Origin of the sequence: Promicromonospora kroppenstedtii (assembly GCF_044389675.1) — a bacterium.
Classification (GTDB): Bacteria; Actinomycetota; Actinomycetes; order Actinomycetales; family Cellulomonadaceae; genus Promicromonospora; species Promicromonospora kroppenstedtii.
Map to the genome: position 1 here is coordinate 24520 of NZ_JBIRYI010000024.1, position 18765 is coordinate 43284.

At 71.9% G+C, this 18765-nt stretch carries 13 protein-coding genes; 9 read left to right on the plus strand and 4 right to left on the minus strand.

Going from position 1 to position 18765, the window contains the following annotated elements; genetic code table 11:
• Positions 1-14: 14 nt before the first annotated feature.
• Positions 15-1148 (minus strand): GNAT family N-acetyltransferase, encoded by a 1134-nt coding sequence (locus ACH47X_RS25905; protein ID WP_397408180.1) that lies wholly within the window; start codon positions 1146-1148, stop codon positions 15-17.
• A 66-nt stretch (positions 1149-1214) separates the two neighbouring features.
• On the opposite strand from ACH47X_RS25905, the gene ACH47X_RS25910 reads away from it, so the two are divergent.
• A complete protein-coding gene (locus tag ACH47X_RS25910; protein WP_397408182.1) occupies positions 1215-3641 on the plus strand; it encodes a glycoside hydrolase family 3 C-terminal domain-containing protein in 2427 nt (808 codons plus the stop codon).
• Positions 3642-3910: 269 nt separating this feature from the next.
• On the opposite strand, the gene ACH47X_RS25915 is transcribed toward ACH47X_RS25910, so the two are convergent.
• A complete protein-coding gene (locus ACH47X_RS25915; RefSeq protein ID WP_397408184.1) occupies positions 3911-5047 on the minus strand; it encodes a GNAT family N-acetyltransferase in 1137 nt (378 codons plus the stop codon).
• A gap of 66 nt (positions 5048-5113) precedes the next feature.
• Positions 5114-5737 carry an NAD(P)-dependent oxidoreductase gene (locus tag ACH47X_RS25920; RefSeq protein WP_397408186.1) on the minus strand — a complete coding sequence of 208 codons (624 nt, stop codon included), beginning with the start codon at positions 5735-5737 and terminating at the stop codon, positions 5114-5116.
• A 112-nt stretch (positions 5738-5849) separates the two neighbouring features.
• Between ACH47X_RS25920 and ACH47X_RS25925 the strand changes: the two genes are divergently transcribed.
• A complete protein-coding gene (locus ACH47X_RS25925) occupies positions 5850-6425 on the plus strand; it encodes a TetR/AcrR family transcriptional regulator (protein WP_397408187.1) in 576 nt (191 codons plus the stop codon).
• A gap of 3 nt (positions 6426-6428) precedes the next feature.
• Here ACH47X_RS25925 and ACH47X_RS25930 read toward each other — a convergent pair whose 3' ends face one another.
• Positions 6429-7532: a LacI family DNA-binding transcriptional regulator gene (locus ACH47X_RS25930; protein WP_084800286.1), complete on the minus strand. Its 1104-nt coding sequence runs from the start codon at positions 7530-7532 to the stop codon at positions 6429-6431.
• Between the two features lie 182 nt (positions 7533-7714).
• Between ACH47X_RS25930 and ACH47X_RS25935 the strand changes: the two genes are divergently transcribed.
• The 7 genes from ACH47X_RS25935 to ACH47X_RS25965 all read left to right on the plus strand — a co-directional run bounded on the left by ACH47X_RS25935 (position 7715) and on the right by ACH47X_RS25965 (position 18617).
• Entirely contained in the window at positions 7715-9004 is a 1290-nt protein-coding gene (locus tag ACH47X_RS25935) for an extracellular solute-binding protein (RefSeq protein WP_397408189.1), read from the plus strand.
• Between the two features lie 8 nt (positions 9005-9012).
• Positions 9013-10035, plus strand: a complete 1023-nt coding sequence (locus ACH47X_RS25940; protein WP_397408191.1) for a carbohydrate ABC transporter permease — start codon at positions 9013-9015, stop codon at positions 10033-10035.
• On the plus strand, positions 10035-10910 hold the full coding sequence (locus tag ACH47X_RS25945; RefSeq protein WP_397408193.1) for a carbohydrate ABC transporter permease: 876 nt from the start codon (positions 10035-10037) through the stop codon (positions 10908-10910). The genes ACH47X_RS25940 and ACH47X_RS25945 overlap by 1 nt, the downstream gene beginning before the upstream one ends.
• A 78-nt stretch (positions 10911-10988) precedes the next feature.
• The gene (locus tag ACH47X_RS25950; protein ID WP_397408194.1) at positions 10989-13409 is read left to right on the plus strand and encodes a beta-xylosidase/alpha-l-arabinosidase; all 2421 of its coding nucleotides are present in this window, start codon (positions 10989-10991) and stop codon (positions 13407-13409) included.
• Positions 13406-14980 (plus strand): glycoside hydrolase family 43 protein, encoded by a 1575-nt coding sequence (locus ACH47X_RS25955; protein WP_397408197.1) that lies wholly within the window; start codon positions 13406-13408, stop codon positions 14978-14980. Before ACH47X_RS25950 ends, ACH47X_RS25955 begins: the two co-directional genes overlap by 4 nt.
• A gap of 39 nt (positions 14981-15019) precedes the next feature.
• Positions 15020-15382 carry an RNA-binding S4 domain-containing protein gene (locus ACH47X_RS25960; RefSeq protein ID WP_036960899.1) on the plus strand — a complete coding sequence of 121 codons (363 nt, stop codon included), beginning with the start codon at positions 15020-15022 and terminating at the stop codon, positions 15380-15382.
• A gap of 130 nt (positions 15383-15512) precedes the next feature.
• Positions 15513-18617 (plus strand): S8 family serine peptidase, encoded by a 3105-nt coding sequence (locus ACH47X_RS25965; protein ID WP_397408199.1) that lies wholly within the window; start codon positions 15513-15515, stop codon positions 18615-18617.
• The last annotated feature ends 148 nt before the right edge of the window (positions 18618-18765 follow it).

Below are 18765 nucleotides of genomic sequence, written 5' to 3' on the forward strand. Positions count from 1 at the left end.
GAGCGGGCCCTGGGCTACAGCGGGCCCTGGAAGTCCGCGCTGCCGCCCGCGGGGACGAACCCCAGCGCGATGTTGATCGCGAGCATGTGCGGGTTCTCCTCGTTGTTCCAGGTGTAGATCCGCTGCGCCTCCGGGCGCAGCCGCGCGTGCTCGCGCAGGTTGACCGCCTTCACGAGCATCCCGAGCCGGTGCCCCCGGTGCTCCTTGAGCACCACCGTGGCCTGCTGGTTGGTGTGCTCGGGCTGGAGGTCGTTCCACTGCAGCATGGTCATCGCGACCAGCTTGCCCGTGGCCACGTGCTCGGCCGCCGTCACCACGTACTGGTCGCCCTTGGCGGCGATGGCCGCCTCCTCGCCGCGGATCCGCTCCACGTCCCAGACGTCGGACTCGACCTCGAGGCCGCCGCGCGGCTCGTCGTCGGCCAGGGCCTGCTCCAGCGCCGCGTACTGCTCGATCCACTCCTCCGGCATCGGCGCCGTCCAGGTGTGCACGCGATACGAGTCGCCCGCGACGGCGCGCGCCTCGGCCTCGAACCGCGAGATCGCCTCGGGCAGGACAGGCAGGTCGACGCGCGAGCGGCGCTCCACGAGCTGGAGCGTCAGGCCCAGCTTCCGCGCCCTCCGCACGCCCGGCAGGGCGGCGTCGACCTCGCCGGTGCCCGACGCCGGGGTCAGCGTCTCGCCACCGGGCCCGCCCACCTGCCGGGGACCGAAGTCGACGGGGGCCAGGAGCGTCGTCCGGCCCTCCGCACGGGCCGTCTCCTGGGCCCACTCCGCCAGGGCCGATCCGATGCCCTGCCGCCGGTGCTCCGGGTGGACCGCGACGAAGCCGATCGCCAGCTCCGGGTTGGACCGCACGTGGAAGAACATGAAGGCGCTGCCCACGACCTGCGGCCCGTCGGGCGTGTCCACGACGGCCACCTGGCGCACCTTGCGCAGGTAGTCCTGGTTGTTCATCCCCACGAGGATCCCGATCGCCGTCGGCGCGCCGTCCGCGTTGCCGACGTCCACGACTGCCGCCGCCGCGTGCACGTCCGCGATGCCGCGGTACGCCCAGGCGTCGGGTTCGTCGAGCGTGGTCGGGTGCGGAGGGTCCATGAGCCGCCACGCCGACGTCGCCGGGGCGGGTGCTGCGGAGGATGTGGTCATGGGACCAGGGTGCTCCGGGTGGTTCGGGGACGCACGGCTTTATCGCCGGCCCGCTAGCGTGACCGCATGACGAAGAGGTCGCGTGCCCGGGCGGTCTCGGCCGCCGCACCGGCGGGCCCCGCCGACGTCGTCCGGCGGCTCACCCTGCAGCAGAAGGCCCGGCTCCTGTCCGGGGCCTCGTTCTGGACCACCGCGGAGGCGCCCGGCGTCCCGCCCGTCTACCTTGCCGACGGCCCGCACGGCGTGCGGCGGCTCGCGGCCGACGTCGGCGACATCGAGGGGGCGCTCCCCGCCACCTGCTTCCCGCCCGCAGTGGCCCTGGGCAGCACGTTCGACGTCGACCTCGTGCGCCGGGTCGGCGCGGCCGTCGGCACGGAGGCCCGGGCGCGGGCCGTCGACGTCGTGCTCGGCCCGGGCGTCAACATCAAGCGCAGCCCGCTGTGCGGCCGCAACTTCGAGTACGTCGCGGAGGACCCGCTGCTCGCCGGCGAGATCGGTACCGCCCTGGTCACCGGCATCCAGGGCCAGGGGGTAGCCGCTTGCGTCAAGCACTACGCCGCGAACAACCAGGAGACCGAGCGCATGCGCGTCTCCGCCGACGTCGACGAGCGCACCCTGCGCGAGATCTACCTGCGCGCGTTCCAGCGCGTGGTGACCAGGGCGCGGCCAGCCACGCTCATGTCGTCCTACAACCGGGTCAACGGCACCCACACCGGCGAGGACCGCCGGCTGACCACCGACGTGCTGCGCGGCGAGTGGGGCTTCGAGGGCCTGGTCATGTCCGACTGGGGCGCCGTCCACGACCGCCTCGCCGGCATCCGGGCGGGCCTGGACCTGGAGATGCCCGGCGCGGGCGAGGCCCGGGTCGAGGAGATCGTCGCGGCAGTCCGCTCGGGCGGCCTCGACGTGGCCGACGTCGACAGGTCGGCCGCCCGGGTGGTCGCGCTGGCGCTCGGGGCCGAGGCCGCGCGGGGTGCGGCTCCCGGGGCGGACGGGGCCGCGGCCGCGTCGTCGGCGGAGCTCGGGGACCGGGGCGACGATCCCGAGGCCTGGCACGACGCCGCGCACCACGCGCTCGCCCGCGAGGCGGCGAGCCGCGCGGTCGTGCTGCTCAAGAACGACGACGGCCTCCTGCCCCTGGCCGCGCGCACGCGGGTAGCCGTGCTCGGCGAGCTCGCCCGGGCCCCGCGCTACCAGGGCGCGGGCTCGTCCCAGATCGTGCCCACGCGGATCGACGACGCCCTGTCGGCGATCAGCGACTCGGCGGCCGACGTCGTGTTCGCGCCGGGGTACGAGCTGGGGCCGGGGGACGGGCCCGTGCCGGCGAGCCCCCGGGTAGGAGGCCGGAAGCGTGTGACCGCCCGCCGCCGCGTGCGGGCCGCCGCCGCGCTGGCCGACGAGGCCGTCGCCACGGCCCGGGAGGCGGGCGTCGTCCTGTTCTTCGCGGGGCTGCCGCAGTCGGCCGAGGCCGAGGGCCGCGACCGCACGCACATCGAGCTCCCGGCGGACCAGCTCGACCTGCTGGACCGGGTGCTCGCGGTCAACCCCCGCGTGGTCGTGGTGCTCTCCAACGGGTCGGTGGTGCGGCTGTCCGGGTTCGCCGACCGGGTGCCCGCGATCGTCGAGGGCTGGCTGCTGGGCCAGGCCGGCGGCGGGGCGCTCGCCGACGTCCTGTTCGGGCGGGTGAACCCGTCCGGGCGGCTGGCCGAGACCGTCCCGCTGCGCATCGAGGACACCCCCGCGTGGACGAGCTTTCCGGGCACCGGCCTGCGCGTGACCTACGGCGAGGGCATCTTCGTGGGCTACCGCTGGTACGACGCGCGGGACCTGGCGGTGCAGTACCCGTTCGGCCACGGGCTCTCGTACACGACGTTCGGGTACTCGGGGCTGGTGGTCTCGACAGGCTCGACCACCCGGGCGGGCTCGGCCGGCGGGTTGGCCGTGCGCGTGACCGTCACCAACACCGGCGGCGTGGCCGGGCGCGAGGTCGTGCAGTGCTACGTGTCCCTGCCGGGCTCCGCCGTCCCGCGGGCGCCGCGCGCGCTCGCGGCGTTTGCCGTCGTCGACCTGGAGCCGGGGGAGTCGCGGGAGGTCGAGCTGGTCGTGCACCGGCCGGACCTCGCGTACTGGGACGTCCGCGCCGACCGGTGGCGCGTCGAGGGCGGCACCTACCGCGTCGAGGTGGGCGCCTCCAGCCGCGACCTGCGCGGCACCGCCGAGGTGGAGGTGGCGGGCGATCCCGGCGCGGCGCCGCTCACCCCGGAGTCGTCGGTGGGCGAGGCGATGGCGCACCCGGTGATCGGTCCCGCGGTGACGGCGCTGCTGCGGGCGGCCGGCCTGTCCGACGACGTCATGATCATGACCATGGCGATGCCCCTGGAGCGCCTCCCGTACCAGCCGGGCTCGGGCATCACGCACCGACGCGTCCGCCAGCTGCTGAGGATCGCGAACGGCCGGCTGGCCGCTCGCCTTCGCGGTAGCAAAGACTCCTGACCCGTGGGCGAAGTGCATGATCTGTAGCACTCAAGCTGCAGGATTCGAAGGTAGGCCGCCGCGGCTGAATGTCTGATGTGGGCGGCACCAGCCGGTTCGTGACTCGCGCATCGCAGCGCGCCTCACCGTTCCCTCCTGAGGTTCTGTTCAGGCCACGATCTCCTGCCCGCGGGAACGGGTCTGAAACGTTGCAACATCGTGGCTTGAACAGAACCTCGGTAGAGGTCGCGCTGCTCGTTCCCTGAGCAGGACTCCTGCGTTCGGGACCGTCAGAGGCGCTTCTGCAGGGCGGCCTCCGCGCCCGAGGGGCGGAAGCCCAGGGCCACGTTGATGCCCAGCATGTGCGCGTTCTCCTCGGCGTTGAAGGTGTGGACCCGTTCCGTCCGCGGGTAGCGGGCGGCGAGCTCACGGAGGTTCACGGCCTTGACGAGCATCCCGAGCCGGTGCCCGCGGTGCGCCTTGAGCGCGATGGTCTCCTCCTGGAAGACGTACGCCGGCTTGCCGTCCTGCAGCAGGAACGAGGTGCCGGCCGCGATCTCGCCGGACGGGACGTGCTCCACCAGGGTGGTCAGCAGGCGCTGGCCGCTGTCGGCACGATCCTGGAGGTAGACCCGCACGCGCGCGGCGTCCCAGGTCTCCTCGCCGAAGTCGAGGTCGCCCTGCGGCACGTCCGTCGACATCCGCGTCATGAGCTGGGCGTACCCCTCGTGCCATTCCTCGGGGATGCCCTCCCAGGTGTGCGTGACGTAGTCGGGGCCGGCCTTCTCCCGTGCCTCGGTCTCGAAGGCGGCCAGCGCTTCCGGGTCCGCGGGCAGGTCGAGGCGCGACATGCGCTCCACCTGCTCCAGCGTGTACCCGCGGCCCAGCGCGAACCGCACGCCGGGGGCGTCGGTGGGCAGCCGTCCGGCGCCGGTGGCCGGCACCAGGGCGTCCTCGCCGTCGGACGCCTCGCGGGAGGAGAGCGACCAGCCGAAGAACGTGGTCCGGCCCGCGTCGGCCGCCACCCTTTCCGCCTGATCGGCGAGGGCGCTGCCGATGCCGCGCCGGCGGTGGTCAGGGTGCACGCCTACGTAGACGTCGGCGGTGTGGGTGTTCTGGTCGCGGTTCATCGCCAGCAGCCCGAAGCCGACGACGTCGTCGCTGGTGGGCGCGGCGCCGTCCGCCCGGTCGAGGACCGCGACGAACCGCCGCTTCTCGGCGTACTCCTGGTGCAGCATGCTGCTGACGAGCTGCTGCTCGGTGTGGGCGAGGTCGTCGTAGCCCAGGTTCGCGGTCTCGACGGCGCGGTCCACGGCGGCGATGCCGTGGTAGGCCCAGGCGTCCGGGTGGTCGGCCGACGGCGCGGGGGCCACGTCGAGGATGCGCCAGGTCGTCGGCTCGGGCGCGATGCCGGTCGGGGAGGTCATACGACCAGGGTGCCCCGCACGCCGCCGGGCGGCGAGAGATTATCGACGGCGTGCGGGGCACCCTGGTCAGGCGGCCACGGAGATGGCCTGCCCGACGGCGGTGCGGTCGGTCAGCGCGTCGCGCATCGCCAGGGCGAGGTCCGGGCGGGCGATCGTCCAGGCCCAGCGCACGTTGCCGTCGCGCCGGGCCTTGTAGCGACCGGTGCCCGGGCGGTCCTGGAGGCGCGGCGGGCGCATGATCGTCCAGTCGAGGTGACTCGCACGGATCACCTGCTCCATGGCCTCCAGGTCGGCGTTCGCCACCGCAAGCGCCCGCTTGAGGATCGGCTTGGCGACGTAGCGGGAGAGCGGGTCGTCGCCGTCGACCAGCCAGCCGCTCGCGCTGATGGCGACCAGGCGGCGCACGCCGGCCTGCTCCATGGCCGCGAGGACGGCCGAGATCCCGTCCCGCAGCACGTGCGGTGACTCGCCGGGCACCGGGCCCAGGCAGCTCGCCACGGCGTCGACGCCGTCGAACGCGGCTGACAGCGCCGCGACGTCGGTGGCCTCGGCGACCCGGACCTCGCCCGGTGCTTCGGCCAGGCGGGACGGGTCGCGCACGACGGCGACCACGTCGTGGCCGGCCGCCGCGAGGACCCGGACGAGCTCGCGCCCGGTGCGGCCACTGGCTCCGACAACTGCGATCTGCATGACGTCTCCTCGGTCTGGGTGGTGCTCGAAATAGGTGTGAGTGAATACTTACTTACACCGTGGCACGAGCCAGGACCGCTGGTCAAGGGAACAGGGGGCGAGAATGTCTGCCATGAGCACACGGGAGCGGATCCTCGACGCGGCGGCGCGGGTGATGCGCGAGCAGGGTGTCGCGCACGCGACGACCAAGGAGATCGCCCGCGCGGCCGGCTGCTCGGAGGCGCTGCTCTACCGGCACTTCGACGACAAGCAGGGCCTGTTCATGGCGGTGCTGCAGGAGCGTCTGCCGCGGTTCGACCTGCCCGACGACGCCGTGGGCACCGCGACCGTCGCCGACAACCTCGAACGGCTCGTGTCGGGGCTGCTGGACTTCTACGTGGACAGCTTTCCGATCTCCGCCTCGATCTTCTCCAGCAGCACGCTGCTGGCCCGGCACCGCGAGTCGATCGCGGCGAAGGGGGCGGGCCCGGCGACGCCGCAGCTCCGGGTGGTGGCCTACCTGGAGGCAGAGCGTGCGGCCGGCCGGGTGCGCGCCGACGCCGACCCCGAGGCCGTGGCCCGCCTGCTCGTGGGCGCGGCGCTGCACCAGGCGTTCCTCGCCACGTTCTGGGGCGACGGCAGCGCCGACGAGCCGGACCTGGCCCGGCGGTTGGTGGCCCCGGTCCTGCCGGGGCTGCTGACGGACTAGGCCCTACACTCCCGGCGGCGCCGTGCTCGATCGTTGCACCAGGCGCGTGGGCAGGCGGGTGTGGTGGCCGGCGGACGGGCCCGACTCCAGCATCGAGATGACCATGCGGAGCGCCTCGGCGCCCATCTCGTGCAGGGACTGCGCCACCGTCGTCAGGGGCGGCGTGCAGCCGGCGGCCTCGGGGACGTCGTCGAACCCGATGACCGAGAGGTCCTCCGGCACGCGCAGGCCCAGCTCCTGGGCCACCTGGATGACGTGGATCGCCGACAGGTCGTTGGCGGCGAAGACGGCCGTGGGGCGGTCGGGGCGTTCGAGCAGGTCGTGCGTGGGTCGGTCGGAGCGGTCGGGGCGGTAGCCGCCCTCCAGCACCAGGCTCGGGTCCGGCGTCAGCCCCGCCGCCCGCATCGCCTCGAAGAAGCCCAGCTCGCGCAGGCGGGCCGACTCCAGGTCGGAGCGTCCGCCCAGGTAGCCGATGCGCGTGTGGCCCAGGCCGATCAGGTGCTCGGTCGCGGTGCGGGCGCCGCCCAGGTTGTCGGAGTCCACGGTGGCCGGTCCGGTGGGCCCGGTGTGCGGGTCGATCGCGACGATGGGCACGCCGTCCTGCTGCGGGAGGGCGAGCGTCGGCGTCACGATGACCACGCCGTCGATCAGCGTGCCGGCGAGGCGGGACAGCGAACGGCGCTCCCAGCCCACGTGGTCCGACCGTCCGGCGTCGCCGCAGTAGGCGAGGAGCTCGTAGCCCGTGCCTGCGATCGCGGCGGAGATGCCCTTGAGGAGCTCGGTGCTGAACGGCTCGAACTCGGCCACGAGCACGCCGATCACGTTGGTCTGCCGGCGGCGCAGGCTGCGCGCGACCAGCGACGACTCGTACCCGAGGTCGGCCACGACCCCGAGCACCCGCTCGGCCGTGGCCGCCGCCACGCCGTACCGGCCGTTGACGACCTTCGACACGGTGGCGACCGAGACTCCGGCGACGCGCGCGACGTCGGTGATGGTGGCGCGGCCGGTCGCGCGCTCGTCGACGGCCGGTTCCGGGAACCCCGGACCGTCCGTCGTGCCGCCACCCGGTCCGGCAGTGGACCCGGGTGAGTCTGTCCCACTGTGCACGGAAGAGACAGTACATCCGGGCAACGCTGTGTGTGCGCCAGGCCCATTCGTTTCGAAATCGATATCGAAACCGTTTGACTAAACCATGACCCGACTGCCAGTCTCCTGATCGACGGACTCCGTGGTCCGTCGAACCGGCAGGCTCCTGCCGACCGTCGATGACGACTACAAGGGGTTCCACAATGATGAGGAAGACGCGGGCCACGGGCATCCTTGCCCTGGGTGCCACCGTTGCCCTGCTGGCCACGGCTTGTTCCGGCGGCGGCAGCGAGGGAGGTTCGGACGGCGAGGTCTCGATGACCTTCTGGCACAACTCCACCACCGGGCCGGGCAAGGCGTACTGGGAAGACACGGTCGCCGCCTTCGAGGAGGCCAACCCCGGTGTGACGATCGACGTCCAGTCCATCCAGAACGAGGACATGGACGGCAAGCTGCAGACCGCCCTCAACTCGGGCGACGCACCGGACATCTTCATGGCGCGTGGCGGCGGCAAGCTCGCCGACGTCGTCGAGGCCGGCCAGATCATGGACCTCACCGACACGGTGGACGAGGCCACGAAGACCAACGTGGGCGCCGGCTTCGACGCCTTCACCGTGGACGGCAAGATCTACGGCATGCCGACCGCGGTGCTCCCGGGCGGCATCTTCTACAGCCAGGACCTCTTCGACGAGGCCGGCATCACCGAGACGCCCACCACGATCGACGAGCTCGACGACGCGGTGTCGGCCCTCAAGAGCGCCGACATCTCCCCGATCGCCCTGGGTGGCAAGGACGCGTGGCCCGCCGCGCACTGGTACTACTTCTTCGCGCTGCGCGAGTGCTCGCAGGACACCCTCGAGTCGGCCGCCGCGTCCCGCAGCTTCGACGACCCGTGCTGGCTGGCCGCAGGAGAGAAGCTGCAGGCCCTCGCCGAGACCGAGCCGTTCCAGAAGGGCTACCTCACCGCGACGGCTCAGCAGGGCGCCGGCTCGTCGGCCGGTCTCATCGCGAACCACAAGGCCGCCATGGAGCTCATGGGCGCCTGGGACCCGGGTGTCATCGCCGGCCTGACCCCCGACGAGAAGCCGCTCAAGGACCTCAACTGGTTCCCGTTCCCGGCCACCGGTGACGGCGAGGGTGACCCGGCCGCGTTCATGGGCGGCGTCGACGGCTACTCCTGCTTCGTCGAGGCACCGCCGGAGTGCGCCGACTTCCTGAACTTCTTCATGCAGAAGGAGCACCAGGAGGCGTACGCCGAGGCCTTCGTGACGCTGCCCGCCAGCAAGGAGGCGCAGGGTGTCGTGACCGAGCCCGCGCTGCAGTCCATCCTCAAGGCCTACAACGAGGCCCCGTACGTGTCCGTCTGGCTGGACACCCTCTACGGCCAGAACGTGGGCAACGCGCTCAACGCCGGCGTCGTGGAGATGCTGGCCGGCGACGGCACCCCGCAGACCATCGTCGACGCCGTGAACGCCGCGGCCGCAATGGAGTAACGAGCCAGATGACTCAGTCCCTGGGCGAGAACTCAGCAACCCGGACGGCCTCGCCTGAGGGTCCCACGGAGGCCGGGGGTGGCGTGCAGACGTCGTCCCCGGCCCCCCGGCCGCGGCGAGGCAGGCGAACCGACTGGCGCAAGGCGTTCGAGATCACCGTGCTCTCGGCACCCGCCATCATCGTGTTCCTCGCGTTCGTCATCTTCCCCGTCTTCCTGGCGGCCTACTACGGGTTCTTCAAGTGGAAGGGCTACGGGCCGCCGACGGAGTTCGTCGGGATCGACAACTACCTGACGATCTTCCAGGACACCGCCTTCCACGAGGCGCTCCTGCACAACGGCTACATCGTCGTGCTGTCCCTGATCCTGCAGGGGCCGGCCGCCGTGGCGCTCGCGCTCCTGCTGAACCAGAAGATCCGTGGACGCTCGATCATCCGCGTCCTGATCTTCGTGCCGTACGTGATCTCCGAGGTCATCGTCGGTACCGGCTGGAGCTTGATGCTGCAGAGCGCCGGCGCCGTGAACGACCTGCTGGAGAAGCTGGGCCTCGGGTTCCTGGCCGTCGACTGGCTGTCCGATCCCAAGATCGCGCTCTGGTCGCTGATGATCATCATCAGCTGGAAGTACATCGGCTTCGCCGTGATCCTCTTCCTCGCGGGCCTGCAGAGCATCCCCGAGGAGCTGTCCGAGGCGGCCTCGATCGACGGCGCGTCCTACTGGCAGATCCAGCGGACCATCACGCTCCCGCTGCTCGGCCCGACGCTCCGCATCTGGGCGTTCCTGTCGATCATCGGCTCGCTCCAGCTGTTCGACCTCGTCTACATCATCTGGGGCCAGTACATCTCCGCGACCGCGGGGACGTCGACGATGGCGACCTACATGGTCCTGAACGGGCGCCTGGCCGGGAACTTCGGCTACGGCAACGCCGTCGCCGTCGTGCTGTTCGTCATCTCGCTCGTCATCGCGCTGGTCTACCAGCGGTACGTGCTGCGCCGGGACACCGAGGGCGCACTCACGGAAGGGAAGAAGTGATGGCGACGCTCCTCGTAGCTCCCACGAAGTCCTCGCAGACGCTGCGCCGGGCGCCGAAGGTGGCCTGGGGGAGCCCGATGACGTACGTCATCGCCTTCCTGTTCGTCGGCATCTGCATCGCCCCCGTGCTGTACATCATCGTCGGCGGGTTCCGCACCAACGCGCAGATCACCAACAGCCCGTCGGGCCTGCCCAGCCCGTGGGTGGTCGACAACTACGTCAGTGTGCTCGTGAGCGACGTGTTCTGGCGGCAGGTCGCCAACTCGGCGGTCGCCGGGATCCTGACCACCGTCGGCGTGGTGGCGCTCGGGCTCATGGTGAGCTTCGTGCTGGCGCGGTACGACTTCAAGCTCAACGGGGCCATGTACTCGCTGTTCGCGGCCGGCCTCATGTTCCCCATGACGGTCGCTATCACCCCGCTGTACATCCTGATCCGCGACCTGGGCCTCATGAACACCATCGGCGGCATCGTGCTGCCGCAGATCGCGTTCGCACTCCCGACCACGATCATCATCCTGGTGCCGTTCCTACGTGCCATCCCGAAGGAGATCGAGGAAGCGGCCTCGATCGACGGTGCGAGCCGCATCGGGTTCTTCTTCCGGATGGTCGTGCCGCTGTCGCTGCCCGGCGTCATCACGGTCGGGATCCTGGCGTTCGTCGCGTCGTGGAACTCGTACATGCTGCCGCTGTTCATCCTGAACGACGAGCTGTCGTACACGCTGCCGCTGGGCGTCCAGGCGTTCGCGTCGCAGTACTCGGTCGACACGGCGCGCGTGCTGGCCTTCACGTCGCTGTCGATGATCCCCGCGCTCATCTTCTTCTCGTTGTTCGAGCGTCGCATCGTCGGCGGCCTCACCGGAGCCGTGAAGGGCTGACCGGGCGCGGTCGCGCCGCGCCATCTCCCCACAGGGACGTACAAGCAGGTCGTACAAGCAGGTCGAGGAAGGAAATTCATGACGGAGCTGCCGGTGGCGCTTCGGGCGATGCCCGAGGTGTCGGAACGCGTGCGTGAGCTGCACGCCCAGATGACGCTCGAGGAGAAGCTGGCCCAGCTCGTCGGGTACTGGCTGGATCAGGGCGGCAACGTCGTGGCCCCGATGCAGGGCGAGATGGCGGGCGGCCAGGGCAGCACCGCGCTCCCCGACATCACCCGGAACGGGCTGGGGCACTACACCCGCGTGTACGGCACGCGGCCCGTGGACCCGGCCGAGCGTGCGGCCTGGCTCTGGGCCGAGCAGCGGCGGCTGAAGCGCGAGACGCGCCTCGGCATCCCCGCGCTCGTCCACGAGGAGTGCCTCACGGGCCTGGCGGCCTGGAAGGCGGCGACGTTCCCGACGCCGCTCGCCTGGGGCGCGTCGTTCGACCCGGAGCTCGTCGAGGAGATGGGCCGCCTCATCGGCGAGTCCATGCGGGAGCTGGGCATCCACCAGGGCCTGGCACCGGTGCTCGACGTCGTCCGCGATCCCCGCTGGGGCCGTGTCGACGAGTGCATCGGCGAGGACCCGTACCTCGTCGGCACGGTCGGCACCTCGTACGTCCGCGGCATGCAGGGCGCGGGTGTGCACGCCACGCTCAAGCACTTCGTGGCCTACTCCGCCTCCAAGGCGGGGCGCAACCACGCCCCGGTGAGCGCCGGCCCGCGCGAGATCGCCGACGTCTTCCTCCCGCCGTTCGAGATGGCCGTGGTCGACGGCAACGTCCGGTCCGTCATGGCGTCGTACAACGACGTCGACGGCGTGCCGATGCACTCCTCCGGCGAGTACCTCACCGAGCTGCTCCGCGAGAAGTGGGGGTTCGACGGCGTCGTGGTCGCCGACTACTTCGGCGTCGCGTTCCTGAGCGTCATGCACGCCATCGCGGCGGACCGGGGCGCGGCCGCCGCTGCGGCCCTGGAGGCCGGCGTCGACGTCGAGCTGCCCTCGGGCGACGCATACCTCGAACCGCTGGCCGCGCTCGTCAAGGACGGCGAGGTGCCGGTCGAGATCGTCGACCGCGCGGTGCTGCGCGCCCTGGCGCAGAAGGAGGAGCTCGGGCTCCTGGAGCCCGGTGCGTACGAGGACGAGCCGCCCGCGGTGGTCGACCTCGACTCACCCGCGCACCGCGACGTCGCCCGACGTCTCGCCGAGGAGTCGGTGGTGCTGCTGTCCAACGACGGCGTGCTGCCGCTCGGCGGCTGGCACGACAAGCCGGCCCGCGTCGCCGTCATCGGCCCCAACGCCGACCGGCCCGAGGCCCTGATGGGCTGCTACTCGTTCGCCAACCACGTGCTGGCGCACCACCCCGGCGTGCCCAACGGGTTCGAGATCCCTTCCCTCGCGGAGGCCCTGGGCGCGGAGTTCGAGCGCGCCGGCCTGCCCGTGCCCGAGCTCACCCACGCACGCGGCTGCGACGTCGAGGGCGACGACACCTCCGGCTTCGCGGAGGCCGTCGCCGCCGCGGAGGCCGCCGACGTCGCGGTCGTCGTCGTGGGCGACCAGGCCGGTCTGTTCGGCCGCGGCACCGTGGGCGAGGGCAACGACAGCGAGTCGCTCGACCTGCCGGGCGTGCAGCGCGAGCTCGTGGAAGCGGTGCTCGCCACCGGCAAGCCCGTCGTCATGGTGCTGCTCACCGGCCGGCCGTACGCGATCGGCTGGGCCGTCGACGCACGGAAGCCGGGCGCCGTGCTCCAGGCGTTCTTCCCCGGTGAGGAGGGCGGGTCGGCGCTCGCGGGCGTGCTCTCCGGCCGGGTGAACCCGTCGGGGCGCCTGCCCGTCTCGCTCCCGCGCTCCGCGGGCGCGCAGCCGTACTCGTACCTGCACCCGATTCTGGGTGGGGCGTCCGAGGTGACCTCGACCGACTCGACGCCGGTGCGGTCCTTCGGGTTCGGTCTCTCGTACACGACGTTCGAGCGTGAGCTCGTGGACGTCGAGCGGTCGGTCGAGGCGGGCGGCACGTTCCGCGCCGTCGTCGCGGTGACGAACTCGGGTCAGGTGGCCGGCTCCGACGTCGTGCAGCTGTACGGGCACGACGTGGTGAGCTCGGTGGCGCGGCCCACCGCGCAGCTGCTCGGCTACCACCGGGTGGACCTGCAGCCGGGGGAGTCGACGACCATCTCGTTCGAGGTGCCGACCACCCGGTTCGCGTTCAGCGACCGCAGGATGGTGCGAGTCGTCGAGCCGGGGGACGTCGAGGTATGGGTCGGCGCGCACGCGGCTGACAACGTTGTCAGAGTGGTCGCCGAGGGCATCGCCGACCTGGACGAGCCGAACGACATGCTCGGTGCCACGTCGCGGGCCGGCGCAGTGCCGGTCCGCCGGGTCGTCACCATCACCGGTGACGTGCACGAGGTCACGACCGCGGACCGGCGCTGGGTCGACACCACGGTGACTCCGTGACGGATGTCGGCAACCCGATCCTGCCGGGCTGCTACCCCGACCCGACGATCTGTCGGGTCGGGGCGGAGTACTACCTCGTCACCTCGACGTTCGAGTACTTCCCCGGCCTACCGGTGTTCCGCAGCCGCGACCTGGTGCACTGGGAGCAGATCGGTCACGCGCTGGACCGGCCGGGGCAGCTCGACATGCAGGGCATCGCATCGTCGGGCGGGCTCTACGCGCCGACCCTGCGGCACCACGACGGGACGTTCTGGCTGGTCTGCACGCTCGTGGACCAGCAGGACAGCTCGCGCGGCGGCAACTTCGTGCTCACCGCGACCGATCCGGCGGGGCCGTGGTCCGATCCGGTGTGGTTGGGCGAGGACGGCATCGACCCGTCCCTGTTCTTCGACGACGACGGCCGGGTCTGGCTGCAGGGCACCCGGCTCGCCCGCGAGCCGGAGTGGCACGACCAGACCGAGGTCTGGCTGCGTGAGCTGGACCCCGCCACGATGCGCCTGACCGGACCGGAGCACGTGCTGTGGCGGGGCGCCGTGCTGGGCGCGGTGTGGGCCGAGGGACCGCACCTCTACCGGGTGGACGGAACGTACTACCTGCTCGCCGCTGAGGGCGGCACCGAGTTCCACCACGCGATCTCCGTGGCCCGGTCGGACTCGGTGACCGGCCCGTACGTCGGCAACAGGGCCAACCCCGTGCTGACGCACCGGCACCTCGGGCGGGACGTGGACGTCGTCGGCGTGGGGCATGCCGACCTCGTGGAGGCGCCCGACGGATCATGGTGGGCCGTGCTGCTCGGCATGCGCCCGTACGGTGGCTACCACTACAACCTCGGCAGGGAGACGTTCCTGGTGCCGGTGACGTGGGAGGACGGCTGGCCGGTCTTCGCGCCCGGCCAGGGCCGGGTGCCCATGGTGGTGGAGGTGCCGGACGGCGTCCGGGCGGACGGCGGGGCTCTCGGACCGCATGCGCCGTGGCCGTCCGCGGGACCCGTGCTGCCCGGCGACCTACGGTGGACCGGCCTCCGTGGTCCCGCCGACTTCGCCGAGCCGCACGGCACCGGCTGGCTGCTGCGCGTGCGTCCCGAGAACCTCACGGACGCGGCCACGCCCGCGTTCCTCGGTGTACGCCAGCAGCACCAGGACGTCACGGTGCGGACCACGCTGCGGTTCGACCCGGCGGGACCCGACGAGCAGGCAGGTCTCGCGGTGCGGCAGTCCGAGAAGGACCACGTGCTGCTGGTCGTGGCGGGTGGGGCTGACGCCACCGGCCGCCGCGTGCTCGCGGTGCACCGTCGGGCAGGTGTGGCCACCGTGCTCGGGGAGCGGTCGCTACCCGACGGCGACGACCCGGTCACTCTGGCCGTGCGGGCGCGCGGGCAGGACTACGCGTTGCTCGCGGGGGTCGGGGACGAGCCGCCGACGCCGGTCGCGACCGCTGACGGGCGCACCCTCGACAGCGTCTCGGCCGGGGGCTTCCTGGGCGCGTGGCAAGGGCTGATCGCGACGAGCAACGGCGCGCCGTCGGACTCGGTGGTGACTGTGGAGCGGTTCGAGTACCAGCCGTACGTCTGACGTGCGTCTCACAGCCGGCGTCGGTGGGAGGATGGGCCGATGCGCATCGACGTCTGGCTGTGGGCGGTGCGGCTGACCAAGAGCCGGTCCGTCGCCGCCGAGCTGTGCCGCAGCGGCCGGGTACGGATCAACGACAAGGTGGCCAAGCCGTCGTCGTCCGTGGCGGTGGGTGACCGCGTGACCTGGCGCGACCCCCTCCGGGACCGGCTCATCGAGGTGGTCGAGCTGCTGCCCAAGCGCGTCGGCGCGCCGATCGCGGCCAAGGCCTACCTCGACCACAGCCCCGCGCTCCCCACGCGCGTGGAGCGGGAGGCGGTCGGCCTGCGCGACCGCGGCACCGGGCGCCCGACCAAGCGCGAGCGGCGCGAGATCGACCGGCTGCGGGGGCGGCGCGAAGGCTGAGAATCACCCGGGTGAGATCTGGGATTCTTCCGATCTTTGCGCCGCACTAACGGTACTTTCGCGACACATCCCTGCCCCGCGCAGGTCCCCGTGCGCCTCGGTACCCCGGGCGCCTCAGCCCGGAGAGCACATGCCTCGTCGCACCCGAGCACGCACCAGGACCTTGGCCTCGGCCACCGTGCTGGCACTGCTGGCAGTACCCGGAACGGCGTTCGCCGCTCCCACCCCCGACCCGGAGGGCCCCGGCAGCGTTGCCCTGCGGCCTGTGCCGGACGCCGCGCAGCGCACGCCCAGGATCGTCCCCGCCGACCCAGCGGACAAGATCACGCCTGCCGCCCGGAAGGCGTTCGCCGCTCCCGGCGACACGACCTTCTGGCTGCGGTTCGCCGACACCGCGGACCTGTCCGCGGCCGAAGGCATCACGAGCTGGTCCGAGCGCGGCGAGTACGTCTACGAGACGCTCCGCGCGACGGCGGAGGCCGCCCAGAAGGACGCCGTCGCGGAGCTCGAGAAGTCGGGCACGGAGTACACCTCCTACTGGGCCACGAACGCGATCCTCGTCGAGGACGCCTCGCTCGGCCTGGCCACGGACCTGGCCGCCGACAACGAGGTCCTGGAGATCCGGCCGACGGCGCACTACGAGGCGCCCGAGCCGGTCGAGGTCGTCGACGCCGCGGACGTCACGCCGTCGGCGGCGGGGAAGCCGACCTGGGGCATCACCGCGATCAACGCGGACGACGTGTGGAGCCGGGGCTTCACGGGCGAGGGCATCGTGGTGTCCAACATCGACACCGGTGTCAACACCGCGATCCCCAGTGTCCGGGACCGGTACCGCGGAGCGGCGACGGGCAGCGACGACTACAACTGGTACGACGCGGCGGGTCTCGGCCACGCTCATCCCGAGGACACTGACCAGGACGGGCACGGCACCCACACCATGGGCACCATGGTCGGCGGCACACAGACGTGGAACCAGGTGGAGCACCAGTTCGGCGTGGCCCCCGGGGCTCAGTGGGTCGCCACCAACGGGTGCGCGGACCAGTGCGCGGACCAGGCGCTGATCAGCTCCGGGGAGTGGATCCTCGCACCGACCCGTGCCGACGGCACCGATCCTTCACCCGCGATGCGCCCGCACGTCGTGAACAACTCCTGGGGCAGCATCGTCCCCTCGACGGACCCGTTCATGGAGGACATCCTCACGGCCTGGGAAGCCGCGGGTGTCTTCGCGACCTTCTCCAACGGCAACCTCGGCGAGGAGGGCTGCCAGTCGTCGGGCAGCCCGGGTTCACGGCAGGCCACGTACTCGGTGGGTGCGTTCACGTCGGGCGGCGTGATAGCCCCGTACTCCGCACGAGGCTCCGGTGAGGCCGGCGCGGTCAAGCCGGACATCGCCGCGCCCGGCACCAGCGTGTTCTCCTCGCTGCCCGGCGGGCTCATGGGCTACCTGTCCGGCACGTCGATGGCGGCACCGCATGTCGCGGGCGCCGTGGCGTTGCTGTGGGACGCGGTTCCCGAGCTGGTCGGCAACGTGCCCGCGACCCGAGCGATTCTGGATGGCTCCGCGCGGGACGTGGACAACACGACCTGCGGCGGCACCGCTGACGACAACAACGTCTGGGGCGAGGGCAAGCTCGACGTGCTCGCGGCCTACGAGCTGGCGCAGGGCGAACAGTTCGAGACGGCCACCGCTCCCGTCGTCTCGGGCGCCGGGTACAAGGTGGGCGAGCCGCTGACCGCGACGGTCGGCGCGTGGAGCCCTGCCGCGACGTTCACCTACCAGTGGCGCCGGGACGGCCGGATGATCCCGGGTGCCACCGAGGCCGGCTACACCCCACGGGACGCGGACCGGGGGCTGCCCCTCTCGGTCACCGTCGTCGGCACCGCCGAGGGCTACATCCCCACCGCCGTCGAGAGCGCCGAGACTCCGGTGATCGGCGTCGGCGACCTCACGGCATCCACCCCGAAGATCGACGGCACCGTCCGCGTGGGCTCCACGCTCCGGGCGCTCGCGGGCTCGTGGACGTCGGGGGCCCGCTTCACCTACCAGTGGTACGCGGACGGCGCGGCGATCAGCGGCGCCACCGGGTTCTCCTTCACGCCGACGGCGTCCCAGCAGGGCAAGAAGCTCACGGTCCGGCTCAACGGCTCCCGGGCGGGCTACACCGCAGCGACTCGCACGAGCGCGGCCTCCGCCGCCGTCGCCGCAGGTGTGTTCTCGCAGTCGGCGCCCGTGATCGTGGGTCCGGCGACGCCCGGTGCCACCCTCACCGCCTCGCGGCCCCAGTCCACCCCTGTCCCGAGCACGGTCACCTACCGGTGGCGGCTCGACGGCACGGCCATCCGGGGCGCGACGAAGAGCACGCTGACCATGCGGTCGGAGTGGAAGGGCCGTCTCCTCACGGTCGGCATGACCGTGAGCCGGTCCGGGTACACCGCGAAGTCCGTCACGTCCTCGAGCCTGCGCATCGGCGGGAAGTACTCGAAGTCGCCGAACCCGGTGATCTCCGGGACCCAGCGGGTGGGCTCCACGCTCACTGCTACGCGCGGCACCTGGTCGCCCACGCCGACGACGTTCTCCTACCAGTGGTACGCGAACGGGCAGCCGATCTCCGGTGCCACGGCGTCGAAGTACACGCTGAAGGGCAGCGACTACCAGAAGAAGATCACGGTGTCCGTGCGCACCTACCGGGCGGGCTACGGCACCGTGCTGCGGCGCAGCGCGGCGACCGGCGAGGTGTTGGCGTCGGCCGTGCGCTGGCGGGGTGACGACGAGCAGGCCTGGTTGGTGGGTTCGGGCAGCGTGGCTCCGACGACCTACATCGCGCAGGCGGGCTCGGCCTACTGCGAATGGGGGCGGCAGTCTCCCACCGAGGTGATCGCCCATGACGTCGGTTCGGGCCAGCGCCTGTTCAGGGTGGTGGGCACCGACGACAGCGTCTTCGCGAGCGAGAGCTGCGGTATCTGGATCAAGTACTACTCCGGGATGGCCAGGACGGGCGCCTCGACGGCCGCGAACGGCGTCTACGTCCTCGGCGACCACCTCGAGCGGGGGGCGTACTCCACGTCCGGTCCGGCCGACACCGACACGTCGTGCACGTACATCTTCCTCAAGGGGTTCTCCGGCCACGACGAAGTCATCGGCTGGGGCGAGGTGACGGAGGCCACGACCATCACGATGCCGTCCTCCGCGACCGGCTTCGAGACGGTCAACTGCACCTGGAAGCGCATCGGCTGACCTGAGCATCGCTGGAGGTCCGGGAGCCGCGCCGAGCATGTCTCGGCGTGGCTCTCCGGCTTTCCGGCGGCGCGAAGGCTGAGAACTTGCTGGGTGATTTCTCGGGAGTTAAGGGGACTTTGACCGTGCCGGAGCGTACGTTCTCGGC